The sequence below is a fragment of the Nonlabens sp. Ci31 genome (genome assembly GCF_012974865.1).
In the GTDB taxonomy this organism is placed as follows: Bacteria; Bacteroidota; Bacteroidia; order Flavobacteriales; family Flavobacteriaceae; genus Nonlabens.
Window position 1 is genome coordinate 1,760,833 of sequence record NZ_CP043633.1, and the last position, 25,305, is coordinate 1,786,137.

Consider the following 25,305-nt stretch of genomic DNA (forward strand, 5'->3'; position numbering starts at 1 on the left):
GTGGCTTTTCTCTCAGCTACCGATGTACCAAAGAGCAGGGAAAATAGCCTATAAAGCAGATCTGAAAAACAGTATCAGTCTTGATCAGCACTTAGCTCATCCACATACATTTTATAAAACGATACATCTAGCAGGGACTAATGGCAAAGGTTCTACCAGCCATATGCTTGCTAGTGTATTACAAGAAGCTGGTTATAAGGTAGGACTTTATACATCGCCACACCTCAAAGATTTCAGAGAGCGTATCAGGATAAATGGAGAAATGTGTTCAGAACAATTTGTAGTGGACTTTGTGGGTCAAAATAAATCCTTTTTTAAAGACCATCAACTGTCCTTTTTTGAAATGACCGTAGGAATGGCTTTTCAATATTTTAAAGAACAAAAGGTAGATGTCGCGGTTATTGAAACCGGATTAGGAGGTCGACTTGATTCCACTAATATCATTACGCCTGTTGTGACTGCTATTACTAATATTGATAAAGATCACACCGCCATATTAGGAAATACCTATTTAAAAATCGCAGCGGAAAAAGCTGGAATCATTAAAAAAAATATTCCAGTAGTGATTGGAGAAAAAAGGAATCATTTAAAAAAGCTTTTTAAAGAAAAAGCGACATCTTTAAATAGCCCTGCTTATTTTATCGATCACAGAACTGCTCGCCAAGCTACAGACCTGAAAGGTGACTATCAAGCATCCAATGTTAGAGTGGCTCAAAAAGTAACCGAGCTTTTGAGAAAAGAAGGTTTTACTATATCTTCCGATGCTTTGAAAACCGGCTTGCTCAACGTTGTTAGAAACACGAATTTAAGAGGCAGGTATGAAGTTGTCAGTCAAGCTCCTAAAACCATACTAGATACAGCGCATAACGTCGCTGGAATACGACTTCTTATACATCAAATCAAAGCAGAGAAGTTTAAAGAGCTGCATATAATTCTAGGGATGGTAAGCGATAAGGACGCCACTAGTGTTATAAAGCTCTTGCCCAAAACAGCATTTTATTATATCTCTAAGCCAGATATTCCAAGGGGAATGGAAATAGAAGTATTAGGGAATCATTTGAATTCGTTTCATTTGGATTTTGAGAGTTTTGATACTATAAATCAAGCCTTTAAAGCCGCTCAGAAAAGAGCTTCAAAAGCCGATGTCATTTTGGCGACAGGAAGCACATTTGTAGTAGCTGAAATTATTTAAAAAATCTGTTTTTATTTCTTTGCAGAAATAAAAACAGTTGTATATTTGCAACCGCTTTAGGGCGCATAGCTCAGTTGGTTCAGAGCACTTGGTTTACACCCAAGGGGTCGGGGGTTCGAATCCCTCTGCGCCCACAAAAGGTCTTCAGCAATGAAGACCTTTTTTTATGTCTATGAATTTCTATACTTATATATTATTTTCAAAAGAGTGAAACGGATTTTATATAGGTTCTACCAACGATATTCAAGAACGTATCAAAAAGCACTTATTTGGTAAAAAGGCTTTACCTCTAAAGCTACAGACTGGGAATTAAAATAGCACGAGATTTTGGAGTCTCGTACAGAAGCGTTCTAATTGGAGGACCAAATTAAAAAATGGAAAAGCAGAGCAATGATAGAAAAGCTTCTATCAAAGTAGCTCAGTTGATTCAGTGCATCGTGGGTATACCGAAGTGAATTCGGTATAAACTCCTCCCTCTGTACCCACAAATGGTCTTCAAGCAAGGAACACCTTTTTTTATGCATAGTGATAGCTCTCACCTATTTTATGGAGATGCATACATCAACAGTTCTTTCATTGCAGGGAATTGGTTTCTGATGCTATTTTTATTGGTAATTTATCATCAAAATATTCCGGCTGCGTTCAATGAATTGGTATCGAACAGGATTACATATGTTATCCTAGCATTTGGCTCTTTCTGTGCCACTCAAATATATTTGAGAAACATTATTTATCTGATTATTTTTTAAATTTTTTGGGTCGTTAGTGTTTCAAAAACTTAAACTGCAATAGGCAATTCTCGATTAGGCAATCTCTTCTAAAACGTCCTTAACAAAACGCTTGGATATGGGAATACTGCTGTTTTTAATTGTAATTTCTTTACTATTAAAAGAGGTGATGTGATTTTTATTGATGACATAAGAGCGGTGTACTTGTAAAAAAGAAGTAGAATTCAACTGATCTAAAAAATCTTGAACACTAGAACGAATTAACTTTTCAGAGTATTTCAAATAAAGCGTTAGGTACTGATCTTCTTTTTTTGCAAATAAAATATCCTGAGTTGAAATCACGATGTTTTTACCTCCCTCTTTTACAATTATTTGCGACCTGCTTATTATTTTACTGACTGCTAACTCTAAAGCAATATAGAGATCATTCGTATTAAAAGGTTTTACTAAATAGCTGCTTGGTTTTGTAGTAATTGCATTTTTAATAGTTTTTGTATCGTGAAAGGCAGTCAAATATAGGAAAGGTATAGTTAATTGATTCCCTAACCAAACACCGGTTTTTTCTCCATGTACTCTGATGTCTAAAATAGCAATATCTGGTTGTAGTAATTGGATTTCTTGTAACGCAGTTTCTGCATTTGTAGCCATTCCACAAACTTCAAATTGTAATTTTTCCAAGTTTCTCTTTAATAATTCTTGAGTTATTATTTCGTCTTCTAAGAGATAGACTTTTATTTTATGCGGCATCTGGAAAAACTAATGTTAATTTAAAATTGGTGGTGTTTTCTATTTTGATTTCTCCCTTGAGTTGACTGCCCATCATCTCGACAATATTCATTCCCATAGATTCTTTTTGGTCTTCTCGTTTTTTGAAGTTACCATTATCATAATATGTAAATAGATACTCATTACCACTTTTCTTAAACGCTATAAAAATTTCTGGTTGGGCTATTTTTGAGAAAGCGTGTTTAAGAGAATTGTTGATCAATTCATTAAGTAAAAGAGAAAGAGGTGTAATTTCATCTATGCTTAAAATGGAAGTGTCTATATCTAAATGATAGGTTATCTCAGTCGGAAATAAAGATTTGTAGTAGGCTACAATGTTTTCTACATTTTCTTTCATTCTAATAACTTCTAAGTTCTCAGAATTATATAAAAGGTTATGAATACCGGCAATAGATTCAATTCTGCTCTGACTGTCTTGTAACTTGAGGATTAATTCCTCATTATCGCTGTCGGCCATTTGCAATCCCAATAATCCAGAAACAATTTGAAGATTGTTTTTGATTCTATGATGGATCTCTAACATCATGGTGCTTTTTATTTTGGCTTCATTGGAAGAAATTTCATTTTTGGCAAATAAGTTTTGCTTCAGTTTATATTGATAGAATACGTAGACTAAAACTCCTGTGGTAATCAACACTAACAGTCCTATAAACCACCAAGATTTGTAAAAAAATTCCTCAGAAATCACTCGGAGTTCTATCGCATCTCCTATTTTGTTTTTTGACGCGTCTAATGCTTCTATTTGCAACGTATAGGTTCCTGCTGCTAGATTTGCATATAACAACTCTTTTCCTGGATAGCTGTTAAACCAGTCTGAATTACTTTCATTGCTTAACAAACGATACCTGTATTTTATATCCTGAGGATTTGCCTCTCCAAATACAGAAATAGTGGTAGAGAACCTTCTGTACTCTGATGGTAATGTGATTTCTTTAGCGCTTTTTAAAAAACTTGGGGAAGTATTGATTTCCCACCTGTCCTTTTCTGAATTAAAAAATGATATGGACGTAAATTGTGGCTGTACCTCTAAGTTATTTTCATCTAAGTCAGTTGGGTTAAAAAAGCTAAGGCCTTTAAAACTTCCCATTAATATATTCCCTTCATCATCTTTATAGGTGCTAAATCTATTACCTTCCAATTCGTAAACGCCGTCTGCTGTAGTATATCTAAGCATTTCTTTTGTCGACTGATTTAAAGAAACAATTCCGGCATAGGTGTTCAGCCATAAATTATTGTTATCATCTGCTATCATACCTACAATTGATGCATTTAACTCATCTTCATAGAAAAGATTTAGTTTTTTTGTGGTGGTATCAAATTTGTATATCTCACCAAATTTTGTAGAAACCAAAACTCCGTAATTTTCTAAGTAGTTGATAGATAGTAAATTGTCCGTATCTTCATTTTCAAATTCATAGGTTTGAAAACTGCCACTTATATATTCAAAAATCCCTTGAGAAGAGGTAGCATAGAGTGTTGTGCCATCGGTCGCAAATTCTCTTATTTTAACGGGTTCCGTATTTTTAATTAAGATATACTTGTCGTCATTGACACCTTGTTTAGAAATAGTACCATTTTGATTTGCCGTGAAAATAGTGTCCTTTACTTTAATGATTTCCTCTCCTAAAATCGCTCTTTTTTTATGATCAATTAGATTAAAATTTGAGTCTATGGTGTATAGATAATCAATATCTCCTGTGATTATCGTGTTGTTATCTTCCATAAAAATATCTCGAGAGTAGTTGATGGGTACTTCCACGCCCTTGTTCATAAATTTTATTTGACGCTCCGTATTATTTTTAGTGTCTATGATGAAAAAGCCTTCACTATCTGTTGCGACTATATAGGAGTTTTTACCTAGCTTTTTTATGGACCGTATACTTTTGCCTTTTAAAAAGGTTTTGATGTTGCTTTCTCTTAAATTATAAATGGTCAAGTTGTTTCCATTGGTAACCACTAGATCTTTGCTAAATTCTTTAAAATACACTTCAGAGAAATTCTTAATTTCAATTTTGGTGATGAGATCGGCCTGAAAATTATTGAAATCATAAAGTTTGTAATCGCTATAATCGCTCACGATTTCCTTGGTAAAAGCATGGTTACCATCTTTTGTGATGTGCAATAACTTATTTATTTCATTGTCTTTTCCTGTGTATGGTATTTCTACAAAACGCTTCTCTTTTTTATGGTAGCTAAACAAATTCTTATAATCATCAAAATAGCAGTAATAGTCATCGTTAACCTTAAATACATTGTGTATCGTACTCGGAAAAAAGTGCTTCCCATCCTTATCGATAAAATTAGCTTCCGTTAGTTTACTTGTTATTTTTCCATTTTTATCCAATAAAAGGCCATCCTTTTCAAACAATAATTTGACAATTGAGTATTCCTCTGTTGTTCTTGTAAATGCCAAAAAAGGTTCGGCAACTGGCTTATCAAAAGGAATGGAATCGATTAGTTTTACTTTTAGCTGATTGATCTCTGCACTATAAAATTTATTTTTTGAAGTGATTATGAGTCTGGTATCGTCCTCCACATAATATTCTTCAGAAATGATATACTTTTTATCTAAGTCGTTGTAAGCATCAACGGCTCTCATTTCTAAGGTTTCTGTATCGATAAAAAACAATTCTGCTCTTGCAACCCTATAGTATAATTTCAAATAAAGACCTTTTTTCTTATGTTTGAAAAAGTGTCCTTCCTTGATTTTTTTTCCTGGGGTTTCAGGAATTTTTAAGGTAAAAAAATTAGAACCATCAAATCGCTGTATTATAATTTCTTTTTCTCCAAAAACATATTCGTTGGAAAGTTTGTTCTCTCCGAGAACCCATAGCCAGCCGCTGTTATCATAAATAGTATGATAAGGTCTCGAAATTAAATAACCGTCATTGGATGAAAACGTACTTTTATTTATCAATATAGAACTTTCCTTTTGCGAGTAGAGCGCCGTACTGTAAATAAAAATTAGAAGAAGGAGTTTTTTCAAAATAAATTTCGTGTTATCTGCTATGATCAAAAGTAAAGAACTTCATACAACTTAAAAGTGGTCATCCCTCATTGTTTCTACAAAATAGGGATAATACTCTAATTAAGTAATAATATGCTGCATAAATTTGGTGACTTTAAATTGATTTAATAGCTCTAAACAGGGTGCCGCATACTCTTTCATCCCTTAATGTAGTTAGTTTGTAAAATTGTTTAAGGTTCCGCTTTCGCGAAAGCTAATTTTTAACCAACTTTAAGGTGCTTATATCATTAAATAAAAACTAAACTTGTTTAATTGTCTCGCCCTAAATCAAAAGTTCTTCAGCAATAAAAGCCTTTTTTTATGATCTAAAATCAAGGTTGCTCTACCTTCTCTATCACAGAATTTCCATAACTGTCGTAATACTGGTATAGTTCGGTATTTCCAGTAGATTTGATGAGTAAATAACTGCTGTTATCAAATGAGCTGCTGCGAGGTGGCGGTGCGCCCGATAAATAGGCAAACAAGGTCGGAAAAACTCCTATGGTACTTTTAACCGTTTTCTGAAACGGATCAAAATCTGGAGACGCTTTTACCGTGTATAATGCATTAAAAACACTTTCCTTAAGGGCTCTATTTTTTTCTGGTTGCGCGTATGCAGCTCCAGTATGCGTATAACCTACAAAGCCTCCATGGTCTGCAACAATCAAAATAATAGCTTCTGGATCATTTACTTCGATGAATTGAACCATATCAATAAGTTGTGACGAAATGGACTTGATCTCTTCTCGGTATTTGTTTTTTTCAAATGCGATCGCGTCTTCTCGATCTTTACTAAAAGAGATATGACGTGGATGAAGAATCTCTACAAAGTAAAATTGAGGACTTTTATTGGCTTTTAAAACTTGGCTCTCAAAATCTTTTTTATAGTCCTTTCCTAAAAAATAGTTGGGCAATAAAGAGGACAGTTCACTGCGATCCACATTATTGGTATCATAAGAAACCTCAGGATAATTGAGCATGAGATACGAATGTTCTAAAATTAAATGGGTCTCATACCCGTTATTTACAAAGGTGTTTAGTACAGGATTATCTCCAAGAATAATGTCTCTAGCATTCATCAGTTCATTATTCATTGCTCCATAATGCAAGTAATGATGCTGTGCAGTAAACAAGGTACTGTTAGAGGCAAGGGTGGTAGGATAATTGCTTCTAAAATCAGAATTAAACTGGAAACCTTGTGCTTTCATAGTATCGTAAAAGCTTTGGTTATCTAATTGATAGACATTGTTATTTGCCGCTTGTTCACCTACATATCCATCAGGCTGTAGCAAATAAACATTGGGCTTCTTTTGAAAGACACTAGATTCAAATGCCATAGGTTGTATCCATTCTTTACTAGAAATTACAGACGTGCTTATAAAAAATAGTAATTGGCATAGGGCAAGCAGACTCATGATGCCGAGTAGCAAAACAATTTTCTTATAGTGTTTTGCAATAAAAAAGGAAGTCGCTATTGCTAATAGAGCAAATAATAACAATCCTTTCCATCTCCATCCTAAATATATAGAAAGTGAGAAGACAATAGAGAAATTGATCAGCAGAAAGGACCAGTACAATTGTGCCCTTCTTTTAGGTAGTTTTCTCTTAAATAGAACATCAAGTAATAGAAACAACAAGCTCGGTAACAACACAAAACAGGCTATAAAACTACTGAGTTGTTGCCATGAATTGACTAGCGTATAGTTTTTAAGGTATAGATAAATGATGGCGTAACCACCTGGAAGTAGGGTCGCTGTCCACCAAAAGTGGTCTTCACTAGACAGGTATTTTGCTATTCTATCCTTCATATCGTTCAAAAAGAAATAGGGTGCGCTCTGTTCCTTCGATTTTTTCTGATTTGAGCAATTTAAATTTTTTTTGGTACGCTTTCGCGAAAGCGGAAATGGTATAATCATCAAATAAATGACGAGCATCTCGCTTGCTATCTAGGATAAATTTGACCCAGCTATCTTCTCGATCTGGAAACTCTATGATCAAATACGGAGTCAATTTTGCAAAATAAGCAGCACTCATTTCAAAGGGAACATTTCCCGTCAAGGTGATGTGGTGGATCAAAGCAAGAGCCATAGTCACGTCTGCTTGAAAGTCAATTACTCGTGAGGTAAAAGAATCCCGTTCCTTATGATGGAACCCTATAGCCGGTGAAGGCTGCATCAAATCGCAAACGATAGGTAGAAGCTTATTTTCTTTAGATTTTAATTGGTTCAAGTAGCATTGATCTATCGCGGGCTGGTCTATATCACTCACCATGATCTGATCTGCTTGGTCTAATAATTCCTTTGCAAATGTGCCGTCATTTCCGCCTAGGTCGATTATTTTACGAGCTTCTATAGCAGCACACCATTCTTTAACGAGTTTCTTTTTTGCTTGAAAGGACTCTTCTTGATAATTGATCTGATCGTAGTAACTAGACCACTCTGTATTTTCTTTGGAAGTCATGGTGTTGATATGCTGTTCTAAGGCTAGCAACATTTTTATCTGAGAAGACTTAGAAAGACGCGCTTCTTTGCTTTCTGTTTTTTCAGAACTTTCCTTAGTGTCAGATTTTGAAAGCAAATGAATATGACTGTAAATAGTAGGGTGGAATCTAGAAGTAAAAGGCAACTGTCGTTTTACCTCAATTAAAGCCATCCCGTTAATAGAATGCTGAAGGGTTTTTAAATACTGTCCACCGTATTTTTGAGCGAGAAGTAAAGGTCCAAAAAAGTGTTCATTAAATTGCTTTAACGCTCTCCATGGCGCATTTTCTTTATACTGCTCGATACTCAAGGTGTCTATAAATACTGCTTTGCCTTTATGAAAGGCAATATTAAAAGCACTGGCATCTTTTAAGGAAAAGTTATTTTCTAGAAGGAAAATTTGAATTCTAAGAGTAAGTTGTGCTGCGTGTTTGTACTGGCTAAAACTCCATTCATAAGGATAACTGATAAAGTCCAATTGCTCTGGAAGGATAATAATCTTTTCTTCATCAACACTGATTTCTTTATGTGGTATAAGCCATTTTTTATCAAAAAGCTTTTGATAAATTCCAGCGTTTTTTGCAGTGTGGTACTCTTCAAAATACACCGGATTGATCTGTCGGTAAAAGGCGCCTTTTTCTCTGTATACAAAACCAGAGGGATCTCGGTATGAAGATGGATGCCTAAGCATTATTTGCTTTCAGAATCTTGTTCATAGTTGCTGTCAAAACTACTGTCTTTTTGTTGTTTTTTTAAACCTATCCAAGCTTTTACAGTGGTGATGACTTTTTTGTAGAATAAAACAAATCCAGCTATTGCCGCTATTGCCGCTTGAGCGATCATCATTCCTAGTCCAGGATCTAAATAAAGCAAGTAATTCATAAGGGCAATTTAATTAATTAATATGCTATAATAGAATAAAATGGACATTTTGCAGTAGGAGAGTAGAAGTATGTTACAGCTCTGCCGCTACAAGCTCGTTGATCCACTCTAGAAAACGCTCGTCTTCTGCGTTAAAAGCATTTACAGTATTGCTATCTATATCGATCTGTCCAATGTTTTTAGCATTCTTGAACATAGGAATAACGACCTCACTTTTCACGTAAATGCTGCAAGCGATGTAATTATCTTGTGCATGAACGTCATCTACCACAAAATTTGCATTAGACACCGCTACTTGACCACAAATCCCTTTGCCAAATGGAATGACCGTATGGTCTGTAGGTTCTCCTGCTTGATTCCATAAATGTAGAGTGGGTTCTGTTTCATGAGCCATGTAAAAACCTACCCAGTCATAAGTAGCTACAGCCGATTGAAGTAAATCGCAAATAGCTTGCATTTTATCTTTAATCACTACACCTGGCTGATTGATAATGCTAATAACCTGAGGTTTTAATGCGTCTGTTTTCATAGGGAAATAATAAGAAGACAAAGCTAGTTCATGGTTTTGTTTTAATAACTAACTTTGCCTTAAATAATTACTATTGAAAGCGTTAAAGCCGTATTATCCAGTTTTTAAGTTTGTATCCATTTTTGCCATGTTATACATCCTTTTTTCTGTTGGTTACTATCTTTTTATAAGTATAGAATGGGATCAACAACTCTATCCAGATCCCATAACCGCCCAAATAAGTTATCAAACACAAGAACTCTTAAAGCTAGTGGGCTATAATGCTCAAACCTTAAATTCTCCGGTACATCCTTCGGTAATGATGTTTATTGATGAATTCAAAATATATCGTGTCATTGAAGGTTGTAATGCGGTAAGTGTGATGATTTTATTTACTTCTTTTGTAGTTGCTTTTGCTAGAGGCTGGAAGAAGACACTAGCTTTTTTAGTAATTGGAATTGTATTTATCTATATAGTCAACTTAATCAGGCTGGTAGTTTTGGGAATCGTTTACTACGACTATTCCGTTTATGCTGATTTCTCTCATGAAATCATATTCCCTAGTGTTATTTACGGAGCGGTAGTTTTACTATGGATTTATTGGATTAGAAATGTAAAGCCTAAGGAAGTTGAATAAAACCATATCTGTAGTTCTTATCGCGTTATCGCTGCTAGGTTTAGCATCAGTTCGTTTGTTAGAAAACGACTTGTTTTACGATCCTTTTATAGATTATTTTAAATCCAATTTTCAATTACAATCGTTACCGGAATTACACAAGGGACTTTATCTTATCTCAACAGTGTCCCGTTACTTAATCAACCTGTTATTTACTGTATTTACGATCTGGTTGCTGTACAGAAGCAAAGAGTTTGTCAAAGCTACCTTATGGGTTCATTTGTTTAGTTTTATAATTCTATTAGCTGCTTTTTTTATTTTAGTTGCTCTAGATGATGAATGGGTAAAAATGACCTTGTTCTACATTAGAAGATTTTTAATACATCCTATTTTACTCTTTATTTTAGTGCCAGGTTTCTATTTTATCTCTAAAACTAAGAGTGCCCCCTAAAGAGATTTCCATTATCTCTCGGGATATATCTTACTATTCTTTTTTAATTCTTCTTTATAATTCAGGCATAAAAAAACTGGTTACTAAGGAGTAACCAGTTTTTAAGAATAAAATTATACTAATCTTATTTAGGGTCCAGAATCATATCGATTCTTTCCTCTAGATCTCTTAAGTGAATTTTTGATAGTCTATCACTAGTACGATTAGTTGCACGAGCGGCATCTCTTTTCAAAGTAACCAGTTCGGCACGTACAATAGGTCTGATGTCACTTTGCTCTACATCAATACTTGTGCCGCCAAAACGGCCACTTGGAGAATCATTAGTCATTATAAACGCTAATCTTTCTACATAAGCTCTCTGTAGATTACGACGGTAACGATCTATGGTCTGACCTCTTGGAAGTTCTTTGAAAAGTCCTTTTCTCAATTCGGTCATCATGTCTAGTAATCCGTAAGCACTGTTACCGTTTACTTCTTCATTTTCCATAAGACGAGCCATACGTCCAAAGTCAAGAACATTGTTCAATGTACGTACTTGAATGCTGCGTATTCTTTCGATGCCGCCAGCAGGTTCAATCCTGTTGAAAATGCTTTGATCGATCAACCATTCTGGTGTGTCAAATAATTGAGTGTTTAAGAAAGCCATTGCTCGTTCCTGCTTGTCTTTAGGAGCATGCTCATAAACAGCACCTTCTTGACCGTAGGCTTTGTACGTTTCTTTAATTCCCCCTATGTTTCCAGAAACATGACCCATATAACGATTAAACTGTCCTACTAGTTGACCGTACATATTTTCCAGTTCGTCAAAATTTTCTCCTTCTTCACCTGTCCATTTTCCTAAATTAGGAACGATACGCTTTAGGTTTTTAATACCATATTCACTGGCAAGCATAGAATCATCTCCTAAATCTTCTGTTTGAGAAGTATGATCGATCACACCAAATTGTTGACGGCCAAATCTATAAACTGGATCTCCAGCTTTTTCAAGAATCCAAGCGTCTAGAGTTTCTTTCTCTTCCTTAGCTGTTTTATCTAAAATAGGTTTGTAACCCCAGGCAATAGAATATTTGTCATAAGGACCTACTTCTGGCATTAAAGCTACATCACCATCTTCTGGTTGTGCTACATAATTAAAACGCGCATAATCCATGATAGAAGGAGCAGTACCAAATTCTTTAGTAAAAGCAGGGTCTCTCAATTTTTCTACTGGATAAGCGATAGAGCTTCCCATATTATGAGGCAGTCCTAATGTGTGTCCTACTTCATGAGAGCTAACAAAACGTATCAAACGTCCCATTACTTCTTCATCAAAATTATTCATACGAGCATCAGGATTTATAGCTGCCGTTTGAATAAAGAACCAGTTGTGTAATAAAGTCATTACATTATGATACCAGTTGATATCACTTTCAAGTATTTCTCCAGATCTTGGGTCACTTACGTGAGGTCCATTTGCATTAGGAATAGGAGAGGCTAAATACCTTACGGTAGAGTAACGCACATCTTCTGGACTCCATTCTGGATTCTCTTCTTTTGTAGGAGCATCTTTTGCTATTATAGCTTCTTTAAAACCAGCAGCTTCAAAGGCAACTTGCCAGTCTTCAATACCTAGTTTGATATATTTTCTCCACTGTACAGGTGTAGCAGGATCGATGTAGTAAACAATTTGTTTTTTAGGTACTACGAGTTCGCCAGCTTTAAATTTTGCTAGGTCTTCGTCTTTTACTTCAAGTCTCCAACGGTCTAAGTAAGTAACCGTCTTTGTTTTTTGATCATTAAGGCCATAATCTTGTTGTCCTCTAGCAAACCATCCTACGCGTTGATCAAAGTAACGTCTCTTCATAGGCTCTTTAGGCAAAAGAATCATAGAGTTACTCATTTCTAAAGAGATAGATTGAACACTTCCATTAGAAGGTGGGCTGCTTGAAAAATAAGTTTTTACATGTCTAGATTCAATATTTTGAGGGTAAGAACGTAGTGTATCTATGTAAGATCTAGAATCGTCTAATCTACTTATCTTAAATCTTGTTCTAGCTCTTTGTGGGAATCCTATCGCTTTTACGTCTTTAGTAAAGAAGTCGGTAACATCGATAACTGTATTATTAGTAACGCTGTCTTTTTTAATTGCCTTTACAGGAAAAGAATAAAGAATAGGCTCAAAATTGGAGTTTTCTACCGCAATACTTACTGGTAAAGAATCTGCTGCCACTACTTCGTGAGAAACTACTCTTAAAAGAACATCTTTGTTATTCTTTTGCCATCTTAAGGTTTGAGTATTTTGCTTTCCACCACCGAAGCCTAAGCCTGCAGCGGTCTTTGCGATACGAGTTACCATCAACATCTCTCTGTTAAAGAGACTGTCTGGAATCTCGTAGAACCATTTATCTTCTACTTGGTGTACGGTGAATAGACCTTCATCACTCTTAGCCTCTTTAGTGATGACCTTAGCATAAGGCTGGATATCATCCTTTTTAGGCTTCTTAGCTGAAGCTGTTTTGTTTGCTGGCGCTTTCTTTTTCCCTTGGAAAATAGAGCAGCTAGTTGTTACAGTTGCCGCAAGAAGCAGTACCATCAACATTTTAATTGTTCGCATTGATTTATAGTTTTTATTAATGTTATAAATATATTATGATAAAATTCAATATTTCTTAACAAGGCGTTAACGCGAGAGAAGTTTTCTCGATTCATCACAAAAAGCGGATTTAAGTTTATTGAAATTTCTCTTTCGTGCCTGCCGGCAGGCATGGTGCAAAAGCGATATAGCGCTACATTACATAGGTAACTGTAAGTAACTAAATTTGTTAAAAGGCAAGTGCTATTTGAAATCCCGTTGAAATGTTCAGGTTACTTTTTAACAAACCTCTTAATTTCTTTAGAATGTGATGTTCTAACCTCTATAAAATAGAATCCGCTGGATAGAGCGCTCACTTCTATTTTAGTTAAACGATCCCGGGAATTCATCGTTTTCAGCTTTTTACCACGTATATCATAAACGGAAAAAGAGGCGAGAAGGTCCGATTTTCTTTCAATAGTTAAGAAGTCGGTTGTAGGATTAGGATAGACACTAATGTTAGAAGCAACTACATCTGCACTATTCAACGAGGTTACTGTAAAGCAATCGCTGCGTTCTGTACATCCATTTACAGTTACCTCTACAGCATAGTCACCTAAAGCATTTATAGTTAATGTGCGACCGTTCTCTCCAGTAATGACCCCTCTATTGTTACAATCAACCCATTGATATACAGCAGCAGTCTGATTTACTTGTAACAGATTTCCTGCTTGAGTGATAGCAGTATCATTACTGGAAATACCAGCTTTGGTAGCCATATAAGCCATGCACATTTTTACCATATCGTGATAATAGGATAGGTCTATAAGGTTGACCCGATCAGCAGCGGTATGGTAAGCGCTATTTTGATCGTTTTTAGACCAGGCTTCTCCTAAGAGGACTGCGGTATAATTTTGATCCCAAAATGGTTTGTGGTCACTAAAAGGTGTTCCTGGATCAACTATGTTTACGTTGAGGTTGATACTAGAGTTGTAAGTGTTGAGAAGAGCAACCAGCTCATCTTTCATCGTTATGGAGTTGGCTATATTTCTAACGTCTATATCAAATTCATTATCGCCATCACCATCATAGCCCATCATGTCCAGGTTGAGAACGGCTTTGATATTGTCACCTCTAGCTGCAGCTGCATTTGCATAGTTTCTCGCTCCTAGTAAACCTAATTCTTCTTCATCCCAAAAGGCATAAACAATCGTGTTATCGACGCATTGCTCTGAAAGAATTCTTGCAATTTCTAGTATAGCAACTGTTCCACTCGCATTATCATCAGCACAATAGTTTGCTACGGCATCATAATGACCACAGATCAAATAGATGTCGTTAGGATTTACAGTACCAGTTTGTGTGGCGATCACATTTCTGCCTAATGAACTATAGACATTATTTGTTATCATTAGATTATTTAGGTTTTGAAGTTCTTCCACCAGATAATCAGCCGCGAGATCATTACCTGTGTTGCTTACCCGATTGAGAATGCTAACAGTAGTATTATTTACAGTAGTGCTCGTCTCACCAGAAAAAATATGCAGCCCAGAAGAAAGTTCGCTGATACTCACTTGATCAATAAGGTCTTGAATATTTTGGCCACTGGTAAAAATGCTAGAGCCCAACAAAATCATTATACTTACAATTCTTTTCATCCTTATTTTTGATAGATCACGAAAATAGATAATTAATAATTGAGAAAGATGCGATCTAGTGAAATAGGTTGGTTGAATCAATTCTCTCGAACTATAAGGAGTCTGGATGTAACTTTTGTTTTCATTTCAAAATAGAAAGCAGTAGCTAAAAAGCCACCTCTATAGGAGGAGGCTTTCTATGATTAAGGAATATAAAATCTAGTGGAATAAATACAGAGTACGTTGTTGATCATCAGGTAGACCTATAATGTTGTTGGCATAATCTTCTTCATAAAGCATTTCGCCCTTTTTAATGTAACCGTAAGCATAAGGAACACAAGTTGCCCAAGATTTAGAAGATTGACAATTAGTGAGGTCCTCTATTTTAATGACGGTATGATTTTCTACGGTGATATAAATATGTTTAAAATGGGCAGCTGTTTTTAAAGCATCAACAAAATTCTCTTTGGTAATATCTATTTTTTGCGCTGCCGACTTTTCTGCTAGCGCTTGAAATTCCTCTATTGGGTTTCCATCTTCGGTGCTAGAGAAGGATTTGATGTCTGTAAGATACATATAGATAGCGCTAGCAGTAGCCTCGTCTTTTTCCATAGGTGTTTCAGTATCAATAGTGATACCTTCTTCAGAAGCGGTATCGCCTGCTAGAGTCTTTGAGGATTCTTCTTTACAGCTTATTAATAAAGTAAATAGAAAGAGAATGCTGAGGTATTTCATAGAGTTGGCTTTTGATAGTTAACGGGTTGAACAGATTTATATTTTGATCAACAGTGGGTTTTTAAGCAACTCCTAGTAGCAAACAAAAAAGCCATCTCCTAAGAGATGGCTTGATTTAATAATTGGTTTTAAGAGATGATTTACATCATTCCACCCATACCACCTGGCATGCCACCGCCTCCAGCGTTATCTTCTTTAATTTCTATAAGAGCACACTCTGTAGTAAGAATCATTCCAGCTACAGAGGCTGCGTTTTCTAACGCGATACGTGTTACTTTTTTAGGATCTATAATACCTTCTTTAAGCATATCTACATACTTATCATTTTTAGCATCATAACCATAATTCCCTTTTGATTCAAGTACTTTAGAAACGACTACACTTCCTTCACCACCTGCATTTTCTACTATAGTTCTCAATGGAGATTCTACCGCACGAGCCACTATTGCAATTCCAGTCTCTTCGTCGGCATTGATCGCTTTTACTTTAGAAAGAACTGATTTTGCACGTACAAGAGCAACACCACCACCAGCGACGATTCCTTCTTCTACAGCTGCACGAGTTGCATTAAGAGCGTCATCTACGCGGTCTTTCTTTTCTTTCATTTCTACTTCACTTGCAGCACCTACATAAAGTACAGCTACACCACCAGCAAGTTTTGCAAGACGTTCTTGAAGCTTTTCTTTGTCGTAATCAGAAGTCGTGTTCTCTATTTGAGATTTGATCTGTCCTACACGAGATTTAATGTCAGCAGCTTTACCGCTTCCATTTACAAGAGTCGTGTTGTCTTTATTGATATCAACTTTCTCACAAGTTCCTAACATTTCCAATGTAGTGTTCTCGAGAGTAAATCCTCTTTCTTCACTAATTACGGTACCACCAGTTAAAATAGCGATGTCTTCCAACATTGCTTTTCTACGGTCTCCAAAACCTGGAGCCTTAACAGCGGCTATTTTTAAAGATCCTCTTAATTTATTTACGACTAGAGTGGCAAGAGCCTCTCCATCTACATCTTCAGCAATGATAAGAAGTGGTTTTCCTGTTTGAGCAACTGGCTCTAGAACGGGCATCAATTCTTTCATAGTAGAGATTTTCTTGTCAAATAACAAGATATAAGGATTCTCTAGCTCAGTGGTCATCTTCTCAGAATTAGTAACGAAGTATGGAGATAAATATCCACGGTCGAACTGCATTCCTTCTACAACGTCCACATATGTTTCTGTCCCTTTTGCTTCTTCTACAGTGATGACACCTTCTTTACCTACTTTTGCAAAAGCCTTAGCGATAAGATCGCCTACTACTTCGTCGTTGTTGGAAGAGATAGAAGCAACTTGCTTGATCATCTCGCTAGAGTCACCTACTTTTTTTGCTTGCTTTTCAAGATCCTTAACGATGGCTTCAACAGCTTTGTCGATACCGCGCTTTAAGTCCATTGGGTTGGCACCAGCAGCTACGTTTTTCAAGCCTTCTTTTACGATTGCTTGAGCAAGCACCGTTGCCGTAGTAGTTCCATCACCTGCAAGATCATTTGTTCTTGAAGCCACTTCTTTTACCATTTGAGCACCCATGTTTTCTAATTCATCTGAAAGCTCAATTTCTTTAGCAACACTTACACCATCTTTAGTTACTACAGGAGCACCAAATGATTTACCGATGATTACGTTACGACCTTTAGGTCCTAATGTTACTTTTACTGCATTTGCAAGTGCATCAACGCCACGTTTGATTCCGTCTCTTGCTGCTATATCAAATTTTATGTCTTTTGCCATTTTGTTTTATTTTAAAGAGATTTCAATTGCTATCTAATCTCTCAATGATTAGTATCTTTTATGTTGTGATTATGCTTTCTCTTTTTGCTTTAAAAAAAAGCTGGTACCGCAATAGTTGCGGTGCGAAAGAATAACCACACCAACTATGAAATAATTAAATTATATAATTGCTAGAATATCTTCTTCACGCATGATCAAATAATCGCTACCGTCTAATTTTAATTCCGTACCGCTGTATTTTCCGTAAAGAACAGTGTCCCCCACTTTTACAGTCATATCGTGATCTTTATTGCCTTTTCCTACCGCTACAACTTTCCCTTGTTGTGGCTTTTCTTTTGCTGTGTCAGGAATGTAAAGACCTGAAGCTGTTTTTTGTTCAGCGGCAGTTTGTTCAATAACTACTCGATCTGATAAAGGTTGAATATGTAATGCCATTTTAAAAAATGTTTTTATGATTAGTATTATTAAACAAGTTCCATAAATGTGCCAATTGTTATTCACTGACAAAACTGCTGCAAACAAAAATATCCAGCCTTAAGAGCTGGATATTTTGTCAGTTACAATTTATAATGTACTACTTGTCAGTAGAAGTTTCTTCTGTTGTTGTGTTTGCTGGACTTGGCGTATTTACCGGAGTCTCAACTGATGTTGGTTCTGTAACATCAATAGCACTTTGCTCTTTCCCTTGAATAAGTGTTGTACTTGCGAGAAGGATAAGCACTAAAAGAGCTGTAGAAAGAACCCAAGTACTTTTATCCAAAAAATCACCAGTTTTCTTTACTCCACCTAGTTGTTGTGTTCCACCGCCGCCAAAGCTTGATGATAATCCACCACCTTTAGGGTTTTGTACCATGATCACCACGATTAGTAAAAATGATACCAATACGATGAGTGCTAAAAAGATATAAAATGTTGTCATTGTGTAGGGTTACTTTGTAAATTCTTAATTTCTTGAATTTGGTCTGCAAAGAAACCACTTTTTTCTGGATGTTGCAATACTAAAACCTTATAAGCTTTCAGAGCTTTGGAATAGTTTTTTTGAGCGAGATAAACCTTTGCTAAAGTTTCTGTCATAAACGGACTAGGATCTTCATAGTGATTGCTAATATTAACCGTATTACTGGAGGATTTGCGAGGTTTTATTTTAGGCTTCTCAGCAAGGAATTGATCGATACGAGCCATCTTTCTTGCGCGGTCATCTACCTCCTGAATTACTTCTTTGGCCTTTGGAGTTTCCTCGACTTCTTCGTCCACGACTGCTGGATTTTTTTGTTGAGGTACTTCTTTTCGGTCTATAGGTTTCAAACTGGTCAATTGCAACCATTGGGAGAAGCTATAGGTTTCATTTTTGTCAAATTCTAATGGCTCTTCTTCAATGGAAGTTTCTTTTTTCTTTTCAAAAAGATCTGCATCGGTAACTTGAGTAAAGTTTTTACTGGCGTTGAGATCTTCCTCAACAAGGGCGCTACCTGAAATAGCATCAGAGTCTGATGTTGTTTCTTCCTGTTGAAGTAATTTGATGTGATCACTTACTTCATTTTGAATAAATGACTCAGAGGTAATAAAATCAAATAAAACAGATCTATCTGTTGTATGTGCAGCTGTTCGTTGGAGTTCTTTGTTATAAAGAGGGCTGCTTTCATTTTTCAATCCTTTGAGATACATACTTCGCACCGCTTGGAAATAGGGATATTCTTTTACGACATCTGCTAATGCAGTAAGATGATCTACATGAATGGTTTCAGGTTGTGCCAGCACTTTATTTATGGAAGCTACATTTACCATTTTGCCAGTGTATCGTTAAAGATATCTTGAGTGATCTGTTCATAAATCACTTCTAGCGCTGTGTCTAGTGCGCTGCCTTGTAATTGAGTGTTAGCGCTGTAGTCATAGAAAAAACTGTATTTTTTTTCAAAACTTTCTTCTTCTACTTTATTATTTGTAAATCTTAGGTTGATTTCAATGGTCAGTCTATTTTGTGATGCTGTGCTGTTTGCTGTTGCAGTCATTGGAGCAATATAAAACCTCGTAATTTCTCCTTGATAAAGGTAGTCACCATTTTTAGTAACGAGACTTAATCGCGATTGATCCAGTATTAATTCTTCTAGAGCAATTTTAAAATCTCTTTCAATTCCAGGTTCTACTAAAACTGCTTGATAGCCAAAATAATCTACTTGAAAAGTTTTTACATCTGCGGGCAGTGTGACACCACTTAAGCTGTAAAAGCTACAGGAGGTCAGGCTTAAAAAAGCAAGTCCTATTATAAAAAAGCGCAAGTTCTTAAAGATCATATTGTTTTATTTTACGGTAAAGTGTACGTTCTGAGATTCCAAGATCATCTGCAGCGGCTTTTCTTTTTCCTTTATGTCTTTCTAACGACTTTTTTATCAATTCTATTTCCTTGTCGGCTAGAGAAAGTGATTCCTCTTCCACTATTTCTTGCGCAAAATCGTAACGATCGCCTACCGCTGTTGTGGGTTCTACATAATGATTGGTTTCTGCACTAGGGGTGTTTGATGGGGAAACTGCTTCTTCTTGATTGAAGTCATAAGCATTATCGATCACATCTTCATAATCCTGCTCTTTGCTTTCCTGATTGCCATAAATACGTTTGATCAATCCTGGATTTTCTTCTCTTACGTCTTTGGAACTACCGCTCTCCATAAGTTCATTGGTCAGCTTTTTAAGGTCGTTGAGGTCATTTTTCATATCAAACAACACCTTATATAAGATCTCCCGCTCATTGGCAAACTCGCTGTCGCTTCTTTTCTTTTCACCTATTACTGCAGGTAAGTTTTTCCCCGCATCAGGTAAATAGTTTTGTAGCATAGCTGCCGTGATGTTCCTTTCCTTTTCTAAAACACTAATTTGCTCTGCAATGTTGCGCAGTTGCCTTATGTTACCGCTCCATCGGTAATTAGTAAGCATAGAAATGGCGTTGTCATCCAGACGCAGTGTTGGCATCTTATACTTCATAGCAAAGTCACTGGCAAACTTTCGAAAAAGCAAATGAATATCTCCTTTGCGTTCTCGTAATGGGGGCAGGTCTATTTCTACCGTGCTCAATCGATAATAAAGGTCTTCTCTAAATTTCCCCTTCTCTATGGCTTCAAACAATTTTACATTGGTGGCCGCAACGATACGTACATCTGTTTTTTGTGTACCAGAAGATCCTACCTTGAGGAATTCTCCGTTTTCCAATACACGTAACAAACGCACCTGAGTAGGCAGGGGTAGTTCCCCAACTTCATCTAGGAAAATAGTTCCTCCGTCAGCCACTTCAAAATAACCAGATCGAGTAGAGGTAGCCCCTGTAAAAGCTCCTTTCTCATGGCCAAACAATTCAGAATCTATGGTTCCTTCGGGAATTGCACCACAGTTGACTGCGATATATTTAGCATGTTTTCTAAAGGATTGCGAGTGAATAATTTTAGGAATACTTTCCTTACCAACACCACTTTCTCCTGTAACCAATACCGAAATATCAGTAGGGGCAACCTGCAAGGCTTTTTCAATAGCTCTATTAAAACTAGGGTCGTTACCTATAAGCTCAAAACGCTGTTTAACCGATTGTACACTTTCCATATTATACCGTATCGTAAGTTAAAGGTCCTTCCATATCGCTGTAGCCTACAGCTTTCCCTATTAAAGTGGCGCTCGTACAATCCGTAATTTCCACCATTACGTATTCACCTACTTTGTAAACTTCCTTGTCAAAAATGGCAACGTAATTTTGGGTGTTTCTTCCAGCCCAGTGTTGATCAGATTTCTTAGATTCTTTTTCTATAAGGCATTCTACTGTTTTACCTACAAAGTATTGCGCTCTTTCATGTCCTGTTCTTCTTTGAACAGCGATGATTTCACTAAGTCTGCGGCTTTTAGTTTCTTCTGGCACATCATCTTCCAGTTTACGAGCCGCCATAGTTCCTGGGCGCTCTGAATAAGCAAACATAAAACCGTAGTCGTATTTCACATATTCCATAAGGCTCAAAGTGTCAGCATGGTCTTCTTCTGTCTCTGTTGGGAAGCCGGTAATCATATCTTGAGATACGGCACACTCTGGTATAATCGCATGCACACGATCTATCAATCTCATGTATTCTTCACGAGTATGCAAGCGGTTCATTTCTTTTAAAATACGATCACTTCCAGATTGTACTGGTAGGTGAATGTAGTTGCAAATATTTCTATGTGCAGCGATAGCATGAAGTACGTCATCGCTAATATCTTGGGGATTGCTGGTCGAGAAACGCACTCTTAAATGTGGATGCGCGTTAGCTACTTTATGCAATAATTGAGCAAAATCTACTGCAGTAGCTTTAGCCATCTTACTGGCTTTCTTAAAATCTTTTTTGAGTCCGCCGCCGTACCATAAGAAAGAATCTACATTCTGGCCCAATAAAGTAATCTCTTTAAAGCCTTTGTTCCACAGATCATTGACTTCTTCCAGAATAGAATGTGGATCACGGCTGCGTTCCCGACCCCGAGTAAAGGGAACCACACAAAATGTACACATATTATCACAGCCTCTTGTAATGGATACAAAAGCGGTTACTCCATTAGAGTTCAATCTTACTGGGGCAATGTCTCCGTAAGTTTCATCCTTAGAAAGAAGCACATTAACAGCCTCGCGACCTTCATCGATCTCGGCCACTAGATTAGGGAGGTCTTTATAAGCATCTGGCCCTACGACCATATCTACGATTTTTTCTTCTTCTAGAAATTTAGATTTTAAACGTTCCGCCATACAACCTAGAACACCTACTTTCATATTAGGATTCTTCTTATTCTTAACACGGTTGTATTTTTCTAGTCTTTTACGCACGGTTTGTTCGGCCTTGTCACGTATGGAGCAAGTGTTCACCAGTACAAGATCTGCTTCTTCCATATTGTTAGTGGTGTTGAATCCTTCTTTTGCAAGAATGGAGGCAACGATCTCACTGTCAGAAAAGTTCATCTGACAGCCGTAACTTTCTATATAGAGTTTACGGGTGTTTTTTGCATTATGCTCTAACAAGACTGCAGTTCCTTGTTTTTCTTCTTCAATAATCTTTTCCATCAAGCGTCATCTTAAATATAACCTTGCAAATATATGTGTTTTGAATGTTTTGTGACACAATGTCAGCATGATCTTAACACCTATTTTTTAATTCTTTCTTGAGCTACCGATTTTATATAGGTTTTAAGCTATATATAAAGGACGGTTTTTGTGGGAATCTCGCTTTCGCGAAAGCGGAATACCAACCATTCTCCACCTTAAAACAACGATTTTTATGTGTGGAGTAGCATTTGAACTCGTTAGCGCAGGAATCTAACAACCAAGACCTGAACGTTTTAAAATAAAACCTTTCTTTTTAACTACTTGTTTAACAGTAGTTTGTGGGGTTAAAAAAAATAACGCATACCTTTGCAATCCAAAAAACAAAGCTTAATGGCAAAGAATCTGGTTATTGTAGAGTCGCCGGCAAAGGCAAAAACGATAGAAAAATTTCTAGGAAAGGACTTTAAAGTGGAGTCTAGTTTTGGACATATCGCAGACCTTCCATCAAAGGAATTGGGTGTGGATGTAGATAAGAATTTTGCTCCTAAATATGTCGTGAGTAGCGATAAGAAGGATCTCGTTAAAAAGCTTAAAAAATTAGCTGCTGCTTCAGACATGGTCTGGCTGGCTAGTGATGAAGACCGAGAGGGAGAGGCTATTGCATGGCATCTTGCAGAGCAACTGGATCTTAAAAAAGAAAAGACCAAGAGAATTGTTTTTAACGCCATTACTAAAAGTGCTGTTCAAAATGCCATTGATAATCCGCGTTCTATAGATTACGACCTGGTAAATGCGCAACAAGCACGTCGTATTTTAGACCGTATTGTAGGTTATGAAATATCGCCTATTTTATGGCGTAAGGTAAAAGGTGGCGCTAGTGCAGGTCGTGTACAATCCGTAGCTGTGCGATTAATCGTAGAGCGTGAAGAAGAAATCTTAAACTTTAATTCTGAAAACTTCTTTAGAGTTGATGCAGATTTTAATACGTCAGATGGTTCCTTACTAAAAGCAAAATTACCAAGTAATTTAAAATCACTTAAAGCCGCTCAAGATTTTCTTAACGTCAATAAAGGAGCAAAATTTGAAGTAGCTGATCTTGTTAAAAAGCCAGCAAAAAAGTCTCCAGCACCTCCATTTACAACCTCTACCTTACAGCAAGAAGCTTCTCGTAAATTGTTCTTTAACGTAAGTCGTACCATGCAACTGGCACAACGTCTTTACGAAGCCGGACTGATTACTTATATGAGAACTGACTCCGTGAACTTAAGTAACGAAGCAAAGCAAGGAGCTCAAGAGGAAATAAGCAAAGCCTACGGAGATCAATACCATCAGGAACGTAATTATAAAGGAAAATCTAAAGGTGCTCAAGAAGCACATGAAGCGATACGTCCAACTAATTTTGCTATTCACAGCTCTGGAGCAGATCGCGATCAGACGCGTCTGTATGAATTGATATGGAAAAGAGCCATCGCCAGTCAGATGAGTGATGCCAAATTAGAACGTACCAATGTGACCATTACAGCAGATACCCACGATAAGAAATTTACAGCTAGTGGAGAGATCGTAAAGTTTGAAGGATTCCTTAAGGTATATCTAGAAAGCACTGATGATGAGGACCTAGAACAGCAAGGCTTACTTCCAGATCTTAAAATAGGACAAAACTTATTAAGTAAAAGGATGACCGCAACAGAGCGTTTTTCAAGACCTCCGTATCGTTATACCGAGGCTTCTTTAGTAAAACAATTGGAAGAATTAGGAATAGGACGTCCATCAACTTACGCACCTACTATTACGACTATACAGAATAGAAAATATGTGGAGAAAGGGCAGTCTGAAGGATTAGAGCGTGATTATATACAACTTACCTTAAGTAAAGATAAAGTAGCAGAGAAAACGCTTACCGAGAAAACTGGTTCTGATAAAAATAAAATGATTCCTACCGACGTAGGTCGAGTGGTCAATAACTTCTTAGTAGAGCACTTTGGTAGTATTTTAGATTATAATTTCACAGCAAACGTGGAAGAGTCTTTTGATAATATAGCCGAAGGGAAAGAAGAATGGACCGATATGATGAGGCATTTCTATAAGAGCTTCCATCCTACCGTACAAGACGTTGCAGAAAATGCAGAGCGTGAGGTTGGGGAACGTGTTTTAGGGACTCATCCGGAAAGTGGTAAGCCTATTAGTGTGCGATTGGGAAGATTTGGTGCTATGGCACAAATAGGTAGTGTGGAAGATGAAGAGAAGCCTGAATTTGCAAGCTTACTACCCACTCAAAATTTGAATACCATTACGCTAGAAGAAGTAATGGAGCTGTTTAAGTTGCCGAGAACAGTAGGAGAGTATAACGGTCACCCTGTGGAGGTCAATCAAGGACGCTTCGGTCCTTATGTAAAGTTCAACGAAAAGACTTTTGTAAGTCTAGAAAAAGAAGACGATCCCATGACGCTTACTTTTGAGCGTGCGGCAGAGTTGATCCAGTTGAAAGAAAAGGCAGATGCTCCTGTTTATATGTATGATGAGCAACCAGTTACCAAAGGTGCTGGTAGATTTGGTCCTTATATCAAATGGGCAGGCATGTTTATCTCAGTAAATAAAAAATACGATTTTGACAACCTTTCTAATGAGGATATAGAGACCTTGATTAAGGATAAGATTCAAAAAGAGAAGGACAAACTGATTGTAGACTGGGAAGAAGAAGGCATACGTATTGAAAAAGCCCGTTGGGGAAGACACAATATTATTAAAGGTAAAATCAAGGTGGAGATTGCCAAAGAGATAGATCCATTAAAGGTTACATTAGAAAAAGCTCAAGAGCTGATAGCTAAAAAAACACCAAAGAAAAAGGCCGCTGCTAAAAAGAAAACGCCTGCTAAGAAAAAAGCGCCTGCTAAAAAGAAAACGACTAAAAAATAAATGGCA

General features: G+C 36.7%; 20 protein-coding genes, 1 tRNA gene and 1 pseudogene. 6 read left to right on the forward strand and 16 right to left on the reverse strand.

Translation table 11 applies throughout. The annotated features are described in order from the left end of the window. Positions 1 to 22: 22 nt before the first annotated feature. The 3 genes and pseudogenes from F0365_RS07775 to F0365_RS16780 form a co-directional block, all read left to right on the forward strand. Complete coding sequence (locus F0365_RS07775) at positions 23 to 1,192, forward strand: bifunctional folylpolyglutamate synthase/dihydrofolate synthase (protein WP_169934799.1); 1,170 nt, start codon at positions 23 to 25, stop codon at positions 1,190 to 1,192. A gap of 59 nt (positions 1,193 to 1,251) precedes the next feature. After that, positions 1,252 to 1,326, forward strand: a tRNA-Val gene (locus F0365_RS07780). Positions 1,327 to 1,412: 86 nt separating this feature from the next. After that, positions 1,413 to 1,505, forward strand: a pseudogene (locus tag F0365_RS16780) (GIY-YIG nuclease family protein); the annotation flags it as partial. A 490-nt stretch (positions 1,506 to 1,995) separates the two neighbouring features. Here the strand turns inward: F0365_RS16780 and F0365_RS07790 are convergent. From F0365_RS07790 to F0365_RS07815, 6 genes are all read right to left on the reverse strand, one after another. Beyond that, on the reverse strand, positions 1,996 to 2,667 hold the full coding sequence (locus F0365_RS07790) for a LytR/AlgR family response regulator transcription factor (protein WP_169933175.1): 672 nt from the start codon (positions 2,665 to 2,667) through the stop codon (positions 1,996 to 1,998). Next, the gene (locus F0365_RS07795) at positions 2,657 to 5,692 is read right to left on the reverse strand and encodes a histidine kinase dimerization/phosphoacceptor domain -containing protein (RefSeq protein ID WP_169933176.1); all 3,036 of its coding nucleotides are present in this window, start codon (positions 5,690 to 5,692) and stop codon (positions 2,657 to 2,659) included. Before F0365_RS07795 ends, F0365_RS07790 begins: the two co-directional genes overlap by 11 nt. A gap of 353 nt (positions 5,693 to 6,045) precedes the next feature. After that, positions 6,046 to 7,521, reverse strand: coding sequence for a hypothetical protein (locus F0365_RS07800; protein WP_169933177.1), 1,476 nt, complete (start codon positions 7,519 to 7,521; stop codon positions 6,046 to 6,048). Then, the gene (locus F0365_RS07805) at positions 7,511 to 8,884 is read right to left on the reverse strand and encodes a class I SAM-dependent methyltransferase (RefSeq protein ID WP_169933178.1); all 1,374 of its coding nucleotides are present in this window, start codon (positions 8,882 to 8,884) and stop codon (positions 7,511 to 7,513) included. Before F0365_RS07805 ends, F0365_RS07800 begins: the two co-directional genes overlap by 11 nt. After that, positions 8,884 to 9,075 carry a hypothetical protein gene (locus F0365_RS07810; RefSeq protein WP_169933179.1) on the reverse strand — a complete coding sequence of 64 codons (192 nt, stop codon included), beginning with the start codon at positions 9,073 to 9,075 and terminating at the stop codon, positions 8,884 to 8,886. Before F0365_RS07810 ends, F0365_RS07805 begins: the two co-directional genes overlap by 1 nt. A 73-nt stretch (positions 9,076 to 9,148) precedes the next feature. After that, positions 9,149 to 9,604 carry a GAF domain-containing protein gene (locus F0365_RS07815; protein WP_169933180.1) on the reverse strand — a complete coding sequence of 152 codons (456 nt, stop codon included), beginning with the start codon at positions 9,602 to 9,604 and terminating at the stop codon, positions 9,149 to 9,151. A 73-nt stretch (positions 9,605 to 9,677) separates the two neighbouring features. Here F0365_RS07815 and xrtF point away from each other — a divergent pair, with 73 nt between their 5' ends. Together xrtF and F0365_RS07825 are read left to right on the forward strand one after the other, a co-directional pair. Further along, a complete protein-coding gene (gene xrtF, locus F0365_RS07820) occupies positions 9,678 to 10,220 on the forward strand; it encodes an exosortase family protein XrtF (protein WP_169933181.1) in 543 nt (180 codons plus the stop codon). Beyond that, complete coding sequence (locus F0365_RS07825; protein ID WP_169933182.1) at positions 10,213 to 10,650, forward strand: exosortase F system-associated membrane protein; 438 nt, start codon at positions 10,213 to 10,215, stop codon at positions 10,648 to 10,650. The genes xrtF and F0365_RS07825 overlap by 8 nt, the downstream gene beginning before the upstream one ends. Positions 10,651 to 10,774: 124 nt before the next feature. Here the strand turns inward: F0365_RS07825 and F0365_RS07830 are convergent, their stop codons facing one another. The 10 genes from F0365_RS07830 to miaB all read right to left on the reverse strand — a co-directional run bounded on the left by F0365_RS07830 (position 10,775) and on the right by miaB (position 22,401). Then, a complete protein-coding gene (locus F0365_RS07830) occupies positions 10,775 to 13,243 on the reverse strand; it encodes a zinc-dependent metalloprotease (RefSeq protein WP_240961952.1) in 2,469 nt (822 codons plus the stop codon). Positions 13,244 to 13,494: 251 nt separating this feature from the next. Continuing rightward, positions 13,495 to 14,859 carry a M28 family peptidase gene (locus F0365_RS07835; RefSeq protein ID WP_169933183.1) on the reverse strand — a complete coding sequence of 455 codons (1,365 nt, stop codon included), beginning with the start codon at positions 14,857 to 14,859 and terminating at the stop codon, positions 13,495 to 13,497. 198 nt (positions 14,860 to 15,057) lie between these two features. Next, complete coding sequence (locus tag F0365_RS07840) at positions 15,058 to 15,573, reverse strand: hypothetical protein (protein WP_169933184.1); 516 nt, start codon at positions 15,571 to 15,573, stop codon at positions 15,058 to 15,060. 140 nt (positions 15,574 to 15,713) lie between these two features. Then, entirely contained in the window at positions 15,714 to 17,342 is a 1,629-nt protein-coding gene (gene groL, locus F0365_RS07845; protein ID WP_169933185.1) for a chaperonin GroEL, read from the reverse strand. Positions 17,343 to 17,501: 159 nt separating this feature from the next. After that, a complete protein-coding gene (gene groES, locus F0365_RS07850) occupies positions 17,502 to 17,777 on the reverse strand; it encodes a co-chaperone GroES (protein WP_169933186.1) in 276 nt (91 codons plus the stop codon). A gap of 139 nt (positions 17,778 to 17,916) precedes the next feature. Then, the gene (gene secG / locus F0365_RS07855; protein WP_169933187.1) at positions 17,917 to 18,261 is read right to left on the reverse strand and encodes a preprotein translocase subunit SecG; all 345 of its coding nucleotides are present in this window, start codon (positions 18,259 to 18,261) and stop codon (positions 17,917 to 17,919) included. Next, positions 18,258 to 19,127, reverse strand: coding sequence for a hypothetical protein (locus F0365_RS07860; protein WP_169933188.1), 870 nt, complete (start codon positions 19,125 to 19,127; stop codon positions 18,258 to 18,260). The genes secG and F0365_RS07860 overlap by 4 nt, the downstream gene beginning before the upstream one ends. After that, a complete protein-coding gene (gene lptE / locus F0365_RS07865) occupies positions 19,121 to 19,633 on the reverse strand; it encodes an LPS assembly lipoprotein LptE (protein ID WP_169933189.1) in 513 nt (170 codons plus the stop codon). The genes F0365_RS07860 and lptE overlap by 7 nt, the downstream gene beginning before the upstream one ends. Further along, complete coding sequence (locus F0365_RS07870) at positions 19,623 to 20,927, reverse strand: sigma 54-interacting transcriptional regulator (RefSeq protein ID WP_169933190.1); 1,305 nt, start codon at positions 20,925 to 20,927, stop codon at positions 19,623 to 19,625. Before F0365_RS07870 ends, lptE begins: the two co-directional genes overlap by 11 nt. Before the next feature lies 1 nt (position 20,928). Beyond that, positions 20,929 to 22,401, reverse strand: a complete 1,473-nt coding sequence (gene miaB, locus F0365_RS07875) for a tRNA (N6-isopentenyl adenosine(37)-C2)-methylthiotransferase MiaB (protein WP_169933191.1) — start codon at positions 22,399 to 22,401, stop codon at positions 20,929 to 20,931. 372 nt (positions 22,402 to 22,773) lie between these two features. Between miaB and topA the strand changes: the two genes are divergently transcribed. Continuing rightward, entirely contained in the window at positions 22,774 to 25,299 is a 2,526-nt protein-coding gene (topA, locus tag F0365_RS07880; protein WP_169933192.1) for a type I DNA topoisomerase, read from the forward strand. Positions 25,300 to 25,305: the final 6 nt, after the last annotated feature.

Coding starts and splice junctions, on each gene's coding strand:
- F0365_RS07840 (WP_169933184.1), bottom strand. CDS start 15,573: ATGAAATACCTCAGCATTCTCTTTCTATTTACTTTATTAATAAGCTGT.
- F0365_RS07800 (WP_169933177.1), bottom strand. CDS start 7,521: ATGAAGGATAGAATAGCAAAATACCTGTCTAGTGAAGACCACTTTTGG.
- F0365_RS07830 (WP_240961952.1), bottom strand. CDS start 13,243: ATGCGAACAATTAAAATGTTGATGGTACTGCTTCTTGCGGCAACTGTA.
- F0365_RS07775 (WP_169934799.1), top strand. CDS start 23: ATGTACCAAAGAGCAGGGAAAATAGCCTATAAAGCAGATCTGAAAAAC.
- F0365_RS07815 (WP_169933180.1), bottom strand. CDS start 9,604: ATGAAAACAGACGCATTAAAACCTCAGGTTATTAGCATTATCAATCAG.
- groL (WP_169933185.1), bottom strand. CDS start 17,342: ATGGCAAAAGACATAAAATTTGATATAGCAGCAAGAGACGGAATCAAA.
- lptE (WP_169933189.1), bottom strand. CDS start 19,633: ATGATCTTTAAGAACTTGCGCTTTTTTATAATAGGACTTGCTTTTTTA.
- secG (WP_169933187.1), bottom strand. CDS start 18,261: ATGACAACATTTTATATCTTTTTAGCACTCATCGTATTGGTATCATTT.
- F0365_RS07810 (WP_169933179.1), bottom strand. CDS start 9,075: ATGAATTACTTGCTTTATTTAGATCCTGGACTAGGAATGATGATCGCT.
- topA (WP_169933192.1), top strand. CDS start 22,774: ATGGCAAAGAATCTGGTTATTGTAGAGTCGCCGGCAAAGGCAAAAACG.
- F0365_RS07805 (WP_169933178.1), bottom strand. CDS start 8,884: ATGCTTAGGCATCCATCTTCATACCGAGATCCCTCTGGTTTTGTATAC.
- groES (WP_169933186.1), bottom strand. CDS start 17,777: ATGGCATTACATATTCAACCTTTATCAGATCGAGTAGTTATTGAACAA.
- F0365_RS07835 (WP_169933183.1), bottom strand. CDS start 14,859: ATGAAAAGAATTGTAAGTATAATGATTTTGTTGGGCTCTAGCATTTTT.
- F0365_RS07860 (WP_169933188.1), bottom strand. CDS start 19,127: ATGGTAAATGTAGCTTCCATAAATAAAGTGCTGGCACAACCTGAAACC.
- miaB (WP_169933191.1), bottom strand. CDS start 22,401: ATGGAAAAGATTATTGAAGAAGAAAAACAAGGAACTGCAGTCTTGTTA.
- F0365_RS07870 (WP_169933190.1), bottom strand. CDS start 20,927: ATGGAAAGTGTACAATCGGTTAAACAGCGTTTTGAGCTTATAGGTAAC.
- F0365_RS07790 (WP_169933175.1), bottom strand. CDS start 2,667: ATGCCGCATAAAATAAAAGTCTATCTCTTAGAAGACGAAATAATAACT.